Genomic DNA, 8803 nt, shown 5'->3' on the forward strand with positions numbered 1-8803 from the left:
AAAAATAAATAAAATTGTAATTTATTTTAAAAATTTTGTATTATTTTTAAGTATATGTTTTTTTGTTTTATTGTGTTTCTTTTAATTTTTTAACATTAAAAAAAAATAAAATTAAATTTTACATCATAATTTTGTGATTTTGATAAAAATGTATAATTTTAACAAAATTTTAAAAGACAAACATTTATGAAAAAAATTACACTAATTTTTGCATTATTCTTTACTTTTTGTATCGGTTTTGCACAAACAGGTACTTTAACAGTTGGCACAAATGATGGTGCCAACACCACAAGTTCTAATCCAGCACCTTTGCAAGATTATTACAAAAACTCACGTACACAATACCTTTATACTGCAGCAGAATTATCAGCAGCAGGTTTTGTAGCAGGAAATATTACCGCCATTGGTTGGAATGCTACTTCTATTGGTACTAGTGGTTTAGAAGAGGGATACACTATTTCGATGAAAAGCACTACAACAGCAGCACTTACAACTACCTTTGAAACAGGTACAAGCGTAGTTTATGGTCCAACAGATTTTACTCCAAGTGCCACGGGAGCTGTAATGTTTACCCTAACAACACCATTTGCATGGGACGGTACATCAAACATTATTATTGAAATTTGCGAAGGGGCTACTACAGGAGCTTATACTACAAATGTAGTTACAACTTTTACCAATACTAGTTATGCGAGTTCAAATTCTTATATTAGTGATGGTACAGCTGCTTGTCCTACTACATCAGGAACTTTGCTCAACAAAAAACCACAGTTAATAGCCATTGGAAATATTGCTACTTGTTTTGCACCAACAGTAGTAGTGTTTTCTAATATTTCAAATACTACCGCCACTATTGCATGGACTGCACCAGCTACAGCACCAGCAAGTGGGTATGAATATTATTACAACACTACTGGAACTGCCCCAACAGATGCTACTGTTGCAACAGGTACTGCAACTACAGCAACTTCAAATTTAACTGCTTTAGCACCAGACACTATTTATACTATTTGGGTTCGTTCTGTATGTAGCACTTCTAGTAAATCACCATGGTCTGTTAGTCAGAGTTTTAGAACAAAATGTAACCCTATCACTACATTACCTTGGACAGAAAATTTTGATAGCTTAACAACTTTAGGCTCAACCAATTTCCCAACTTGTTGGGTAAAACAAAATGGTGATTGGGCCACATCAAATGAAACTATTTACAATACTCCTAATTCAGGTGCAAATTATTTGAGAGACGCTTATAGTGCAACTAATGAATATATTTGGACACCAGGTTTTGATTTAGTAGCTGGAACATCTTATGATTTTAGTACATTTGTACAAGGCGATGGTTATAGTGGTTGGAATGTAGATATGTTTTATAACACTCAAATAGATGCTACATCAGCAACTCAATTGGGAGCAACTTATTCTCCTGCAGGAGGGTCAAGTGCTTCAATTCAACCTTATGTAAAAATGAAAAGAACATTTGTTCCTACAACTTCTGGAACTTATTACTTTGCAATAAGAGTAAACCAATCAAGTTTAGCACCATGGTATGTTGCTTTTGATGATTTTAAACTAGATACTACTCCAGCTTGTACAGAACCAACAGCAATTATGGTTAGCAATATCACTACAACTGGAGCAACTATTTCTTGGACCGCACCAGCAAATGCACCAGCAAACGGCTATACTTATTATTTAAGTACTTCAAGTACTGCACCAACAGATACTACAACACCAACTGGAACAGTAGCCGCAGGTACAACTACGGTAAATCTTACAGGACTTACAGCTGCTACTAATTATTATATTTGGGTAAACTCATTATGTGCAACTGCTACAATGTCTTCTTGGTCTCAAACTACTTTGTTTGCAGCGGCATGTAGTACTTATGATGCTCCATATACAATGAATTTTGAAGGTACAACAGGAACAACTGCACCAATTTGTACTACCACACAAAATGCAGGAACAGGAAACAATTGGACAATAGTAAACAATCCTGGAAACGGTTTTACCAATAGAACTTTGCAATATGCTTATAATAGTGCAAATGCTGCCAATGCTTGGTTTTTTACTGCGGGTATCAATTTAACAGGAGGTACTGCTTATGATATTTCGTATAAATATGGAAATAACAGTACAACTTATACCGAAAAGCTTAAAATAGCTTACGGAACTACTGCGTCAGCTACTGGAATGACTACTGTATTAGCAGATCACCCAACTATCAATACAAGTGCTGCTACTACAAATACTGTTACTTTTACACCACCAACAACAGGTGTTTATTATTTTGGTTTCAATGCCTATTCTGCTGCCGATCAATTTAATTTATATGTTGATGACATTGCCATATCAGCCAATTTAGCAAATGAAACTTTTGAAGATCAAAAATATGTAGTGTATCCAAATCCAATCAAAGATGTATTAAATATTTCATATTTCAAAAATATCGATCGCATTGCAATTTATAATTTATTAGGTCAAGAAGTATTAACAAAAAATACAAATACGACCCAATCACAAGTAGATATGTCTCATTTAAGTGCAGGATCATATATCCTTAAAGTAACGTCAGACAATCAAACAAAAACAATTAAGGTTTTAAAACAATAATTAAATTTTAAAATTTTCAAAAGCCACTCCAAGAGTGGCTTTTGTTTTTTATAAAATTCGTATATTTGCCGTTTAAAAAATAAAGCACATGTTTTTTTCAATTATTATTCCTGTTTACAACAGACCCGATGAAATTCAAGAATTGTTAGAAAGTCTTGCTAATCAACAGTACAAAAATGAATTTGAAATTGTCATCATTGAAGATGGATCAACGATTCCATGTCAAAATGTTGTACATCAATTTGAAGATAAAATGAACATTGCATATTATTTAAAATACAATTCGGGCCCTGGCGATTCAAGAAATTTTGGAATGAATCTTGCAAAAGGAGACTATTTTATCATATTTGATTCAGATTGTATCATTCCAAACCATTATTTGCAAACAGTGGCTACGTCTTTAGAAAACCAATATGTAGATTGTTTTGGAGGTCCAGATACTGCTCACGAATCGTTTACGGCTATTCAAAAAGCGATAAATTTTTCAATGACCTCTTTTTTAACCACAGGTGGCATTAGAGGCGGATCTGAAAAAATTGATACTTTTCAGCCCAGAAGTTTTAATATGGGTATTTCCAAAAAAGCCTTCATCGCTTCAAAAGGTTTTTCAAATATACACCCAGGCGAAGACCCTGATTTGTCTATCAGACTTTGGAAATTAGGTTATAAAACAAAACTTGTATCAGAGGCTGCCGTTTTTCATAAACGCAGAATTAATTGGGATAAATTTTATATTCAGGTAAAAAAATTTGGTAAAGTAAGACCAATTTTAAATTTATGGCATCCTAACTATAGTAAAATCACTTATTTTGTTCCTGCTTTTTTTGTAATAGGATTTTATTTATCAATTATAGCATTGTTCTTTTTGTTAGACATTTTTATAAAATTATATTTCTTTTATTTTGTCTTAATTTTTATTGTTTCTTCTATTCAAAACAGAAGTGTAATTATTGGATATTTGTCAGTAATTGCAACATGGAAACAGTTTTTTGGCTACGGATATGGTTTTATTAAATCATATTATAAATTAAATATTAAAAAACAAACACCAGAAGAAGCTTTTCCTGAACTTTTTTACAAAATATAATGAAACCAAAAATAATTGGACTAACAGGTGGTATTGGCAGTGGCAAATCGACAGTTGCCAAACTTTTTGAAACAATGGGCTTTCCATTATATATTGCTGACGATCAGGCCAAATTATTGACCAACTCACCTGAAATATTAGCTCAAATAGTCCAAACTTTTGGTAACGAAGTTATAGAAGACAATCAATTGAATAGAGCCAAATTAGCTTCCTTAGTTTTTAAAAACCCAACACAATTAGCGTTATTAAATGCAATTGTTCATCCTGCCTTGCAAATTCATTTTCAAAATTGGTTACTCAAATACCCTTCGGCACGCTATATCATAAAAGAAGCAGCCATTTTGTTTGAAAGCGGCAGTTACAAAGATTGTGATTTGATTATTACGGTAATTTGTCCGCTCGAAACCCGAATTCAAAGGGTAATACAAAGAGATCATACCACTAGAACGGCCGTTTTAGAACGAATAAACAATCAATGGACAGACGAACAACGAATTGAAAAGAGCAATTTTATTATTGAAAATACAGACTTAAGTACCTTAAATCAACAAGTTAGAGATATAATCAAGCAACTTAAATAAATCAAATTGTTAATCTTTGGTTAATATCATTTTTTGTAAATGTTAAATTTGTAAATTTGTTATTGTTAAAATTAAACATTTTGGCACAAATTTTGCAAGTAATATTTTCAATTTATAATTCCAATTGATGAACAAACTTTTTTTTAGACTATTAGTATTTTTGATGAGTATTTCCTTAATTGGCATTATACTTGTACAGTTGTATTGGTTCAAAACATCATTTGAAAATAATGATGAGCAATTTAATTTTCATATTCAAAAAGTAATTGCAGATGTTTCGCATGATTTAGATAAAAAAGAACTTAAAAGTTTTATAAATAAATACGAAAAATTAAAGGACAGCACGGGTAAAATACCAGAAAAAAAAGATTTACTGCAGTTTTATTATGTTCAAAAGAATAATGTTACAAACGAAACGATCGTATATTCAAATAGCATAATATCCGAAAATTACAACTTGAACCCCTCTTTATTTAATTTAAAGAAAGACAGTTTACAATTGTTGAATTTTTCAGCAAAAAGAAAAACAGAAGTCTATTCAGGCAGTGTTTTAGATAATTCTTTGACTAAAACAAATTTGACTCCCGATGTTACCATTCAAAAAACGGGGAGTTTAGATTTGTTAAAAAACTTACAATTTGAAATAGCATATAAAGATATTTCGTCTGTACTACCTATACAAGAACGAATTTCTAAAGACAAATTGACAGAGATTTTAGCCCAGAAGTTGCAAGAAAATGGTGTAAAAACCCATTTTGAATTTGGGATATATGAAAATTCCAAATTGACCGAAATCAAGTCTGAAAATTTTAAAGTTAAGGAAAATGCTACTTTTTCGATACCTATTTTTGTAGATAGCGATGGCAACGAAAAATATAAATTGTTTTTGAGTTTTCCAAACAAGAAAAAATACTTGTTTTCAGAACTTGCCGCTATTACATTATTGTCAATTGTTTTTACGATCATTATTATTATTGCTTATTCAAGTGCATTAAATCAATTAATCAAACAACGGCAAATATCTGAAATCAAAACAGATTTTATTAATAACATGACGCATGAGTTTAAAACCCCAATTGCTACCATCAATTTGGCTTTAGATGCAATTAAAAGCCCCAAAGTGATAGATAACAAAGATACGATTTTGAGGTATTTGCAAATGATTAGAGATGAAAATAAAAGGATGCATGCTCAAGTTGAAAATGTATTACGAATATCAAAATTAGAAAAGAAAGAATTAGAAATAAACAAAGAACCACTAGATATACAGGAAATTATAGAAGACGCTATTGATCATGTGCATTTGATATTAGAAGATAGGGGGGGGAAGATAATCACAAATTTCAAATCAACCCGCAACGTTGCTTTGTTAAATGATGTCCATTTTACGAATGTTATGGTTAATATTTTAGACAATGCCATAAAATATTCTGTCGAAAACCCCGTTATTCATATTGCAACAGAAAACATTAAAGATTTTGTAATTGTCAAAATAAAAGACAATGGAATAGGCATGAATAAAGCTACTCAGAAACGTATTTTTGAAAAGTTTTATAGAGAACACACTGGCGATGTTCATAATGTAAAAGGACACGGACTGGGCTTGGCTTATGTAAAAAGAATAGTTGACGACCATAATAGTCAAATTTATGTTGAAAGTGAAAAGGGTAGTGGAACTACCTTTATTATAAAAATCCCCTTAATAAATTAATATATGGAAGCTGTAAATAAAAAAATCCTATTAGTAGAAGATGATCAGAATTTTGGTGCTATTTTAAAAGATTACTTAATCTTAAACGATTTTGATGTAGTATTGGCCAAAAATGGAATGGAAGGTTTTGAAAAATTCAAAAAAGACAATTTTGATTTGTGCATCCTGGACGTCATGATGCCTTATAAAGATGGCTATACCCTTGCCAAAGAAATTAGAGAAAAAAATACGGAAGTACCTATTGTATTTTTAACTGCAAAATCTATGAAGGAAGACGTATTGAAAGGTTACAAAGTAGGAGCAGATGATTATTTGAACAAACCATTTGATTCTGAAGTTTTGTTGATGAAAATTAAAGCCATCATGCAACGCAAGTCTCAAGATGCTAAAACTGAAAATACCAAATTTGAATTTCAAATTGGTGATTTTAATTTGAATTCTAAATTAAGATTTTTATCTTTCAAAGGCCAAGATCCTGTGAAGCTTTCGCCAAAAGAAAACGAATTGTTGAAAATGTTAATTTTGCATGAAGACGATTTGTTGTCTAGGGAGTTGGCATTGACCAAAATATGGAGAGATGACAATTATTTTACTTCAAGAAGTATGGATGTATATATTGCAAAAATACGTAAATACTTAAAACAAGATCCAAATGTTGAAATTTTTAATATTCACGGTGAGGGTTTTAGATTAGTTGTAAAAAAGTAATACCATAAAAAGGCTGCCACTTTGAGCAGCCTTTTTCTTTTTTTTGCGACAAATGCACTGATTTTTTTTCAGAATTGTACGGAAGGTTTACTTTTTTTATGCCACGGATGTACAGATGTTTTATTTGTTTAGCTAAAATTGCATGGATTTTTTTTTTTGCCACAGATGCACAGATGTTTTATTTGTTTTGCTAAAATTGCATGGATTTTTTTTTTTGCCACAGATGCACAGATGTTTTATTTGTTTTGCTAAAATTGCATGGATTTTTTTTTTTGCCACTGATACACTGATTTGAATTTTACAATTAAAAAGATTTTTTTTGGACTATGATGTGTATATAATTTGTAATTAATTTTTTATTAAAACAGATATTGTTTTTTTGAAATTTGAAGTATAAATATGCAATTGCCTCTAATAGAACTTTTATTTTATTTTTAAAATCAATGCCCTAGCCCCGATAGTAATGGAAAGGACGCCGCAAGTAAAAGGGAGTGGTTCTTGACAAAAAAAAGCGACCTAAGAAGCTCTTTTTTTGTCTTAGAACCACCCCTTTTTTTGTGGTGGACTTGTAATGGATAGCGGGAAATAGCTCCTAAAAATACTTATTTTTCTTGTAATCTCGCTCGGATTTCTTGAAAATTTTGATCCAGGAGTAGTTTTCCATCTCTGAAAACTTCTTTCAATTCGCCTTGTTGTTCTTCATCCCAACTTACCTCATCTTTTAGGACGTAGGTGTTGTTTTGTCGCTCTATTTTCATCAATCCTTTGGCTGATTTTTTGGTACCATCGTCGGTAATGGGGTCTTTGAAAATGGCTCTTCCCTCGCCGTTTACTTCGCCATAAGTGGCTTTCATGGCAAACCCAAACGTGTCGCGGGTGTTGTATTGGTAGGTAAACGAACCGATGCCCAAAACAACATTGGTGGAGGCAAACCCCTTTTGTTGCAGGCGTTCGCAAATTTGTGTTGCTCGAGCCACAGTGATACTGTCTCCATAAATAGCGCCAATGTGTGGGTCCAATTCATTGTAGCCTTTGGGGTTTGTTGTGCCGCCAAAAGTGTCCCAAAGCAACTCGATAACGCCTTTGATTTCGTGGCTGTTTTTTCCGTTGGGATTGCCACAAATGATATCCACTGGGTCGCCACTATCGGGTCTGATTACTACTTTGCCCTCACGGTTTAAGATTTCGTTTTTGAGTTTTGGCAAATAGTCGGTGAGCACTTTCCACAAGTCCCAAGTGTCTGAAACGATAGAAACAATGCCTTTTGGATACACTTCTGAAATCAATCTTTTGAACGTGCCAATTTCGTCTTCGATGGTGCCCATACACATCACGCTGTGTTCGGTAGCGGCAACAGAGCCACCAATGAGTTCGGCATCGGAATTGGCGTTGTAATACTGCTCCAGCAAATCAATTGCAGGGATGGTGTCGGTGCCATTAAAACTCAACAAATGCCCCATGGCAGAGCAAGTTGCGGCCTCGATTCCTGCCATGCCACGCATCGAAAAATCGTGTCCTTGCCAGTTTACAAACTCGGGTAAACTTGATGTTTCGGCAGCAAAATGATCCAACACTTTTCGGTATTGTTTGGCAATAGTTGCGGAGGTGCAAGGCATCCAAATAACAGCAGAAACGAGGGTTTCAAAATAGTTGGTGAGCCAAAAAAAGTCGGGCAAGGTGTTGTACATCGTGAACATTGGCACACGTGTTGGCACGCTAGCTCCTTCGGGTAAAGCTTTGATAACCATTGGGATATAGCCTAAATCGTGCAGGTCTTCGATGTGTTTGGTTCCTACTTGGTTTTCGCCCAGGTAGTTGTTGATTCTTCGGGCGTATTGGGCAACGACTTTTTCTTTGGGTTGCTTGAAAAAATGGGTTTCAAAGTCTTCCAAAATGTATTTTTTGATGAAGTATTGCAAGCCAAAAAAGACCACTTCATCAACACCCTCAATACGACTTTTGCGAGGTGTCCAGTTGGAATATACTAATGTGGTCCCGTTTGGGTACTGTCTGCGGTGATCGACTTTGTAGCCGTCTGTTAGGAGTAGTGGGTTCATGGGTTTGGTTTTTGATTAAATTTTTTATGCCAAAATTGCACGGATG

The 8803-nt window shown here is 33.4% G+C and carries 6 protein-coding genes; 5 read left to right on the forward strand and 1 reads right to left on the reverse strand.

The genetic code is table 11. The annotated features are described in order from the left end of the window. Positions 1–186: 186 nt before the first annotated feature. The 5 genes from B0A58_RS15620 (at position 187) to B0A58_RS15640 (ending at position 6700) form a co-directional block, all read left to right on the forward strand. The gene (locus B0A58_RS15620; protein ID WP_089081810.1) at positions 187–2613 is read left to right on the forward strand and encodes a T9SS type A sorting domain-containing protein; all 2427 of its coding nucleotides are present in this window, start codon (positions 187–189) and stop codon (positions 2611–2613) included. An 88-nt stretch (positions 2614–2701) separates the two neighbouring features. Further along, positions 2702–3700, forward strand: coding sequence for a glycosyltransferase (locus tag B0A58_RS15625; RefSeq protein WP_089081811.1), 999 nt, complete (start codon positions 2702–2704; stop codon positions 3698–3700). After that, on the forward strand, positions 3700–4281 hold the full coding sequence (gene coaE, locus B0A58_RS15630) for a dephospho-CoA kinase (protein WP_089081812.1): 582 nt from the start codon (positions 3700–3702) through the stop codon (positions 4279–4281). Before B0A58_RS15625 ends, coaE begins: the two co-directional genes overlap by 1 nt. A 127-nt stretch (positions 4282–4408) precedes the next feature. Then, positions 4409–5992, forward strand: a complete 1584-nt coding sequence (locus tag B0A58_RS15635) for a sensor histidine kinase (protein ID WP_089081813.1) — start codon at positions 4409–4411, stop codon at positions 5990–5992. 3 nt (positions 5993–5995) lie between these two features. After that, the gene (locus tag B0A58_RS15640; protein ID WP_014084365.1) at positions 5996–6700 is read left to right on the forward strand and encodes a response regulator transcription factor; all 705 of its coding nucleotides are present in this window, start codon (positions 5996–5998) and stop codon (positions 6698–6700) included. A gap of 602 nt (positions 6701–7302) precedes the next feature. Here the strand turns inward: B0A58_RS15640 and B0A58_RS15645 are convergent. After that, positions 7303–8757, reverse strand: coding sequence for a nicotinate phosphoribosyltransferase (locus B0A58_RS15645; RefSeq protein ID WP_089081814.1), 1455 nt, complete (start codon positions 8755–8757; stop codon positions 7303–7305). Positions 8758–8803 lie beyond the last annotated feature (46 nt).

This window comes from Flavobacterium branchiophilum NBRC 15030 = ATCC 35035, assembly GCF_002217205.1.
Classification (GTDB): Bacteria; Bacteroidota; Bacteroidia; order Flavobacteriales; family Flavobacteriaceae; genus Flavobacterium; species Flavobacterium branchiophilum.

What these genes read in the sequence shown, in the direction of transcription:
- B0A58_RS15620 (WP_089081810.1), top strand. Translation starts at nt 187, where the DNA reads ATGAAAAAAATTACACTAATTTTTGCATTATTCTTTACTTTTTGTATC.
- B0A58_RS15635 (WP_089081813.1), top strand. Translation starts at nt 4,409, where the DNA reads ATGAACAAACTTTTTTTTAGACTATTAGTATTTTTGATGAGTATTTCC.
- B0A58_RS15640 (WP_014084365.1), top strand. Translation starts at nt 5,996, where the DNA reads ATGGAAGCTGTAAATAAAAAAATCCTATTAGTAGAAGATGATCAGAAT.
- coaE (WP_089081812.1), top strand. Translation starts at nt 3,700, where the DNA reads ATGAAACCAAAAATAATTGGACTAACAGGTGGTATTGGCAGTGGCAAA.
- B0A58_RS15625 (WP_089081811.1), top strand. Translation starts at nt 2,702, where the DNA reads ATGTTTTTTTCAATTATTATTCCTGTTTACAACAGACCCGATGAAATT.
- B0A58_RS15645 (WP_089081814.1), bottom strand. Translation starts at nt 8,757, where the DNA reads ATGAACCCACTACTCCTAACAGACGGCTACAAAGTCGATCACCGCAGA.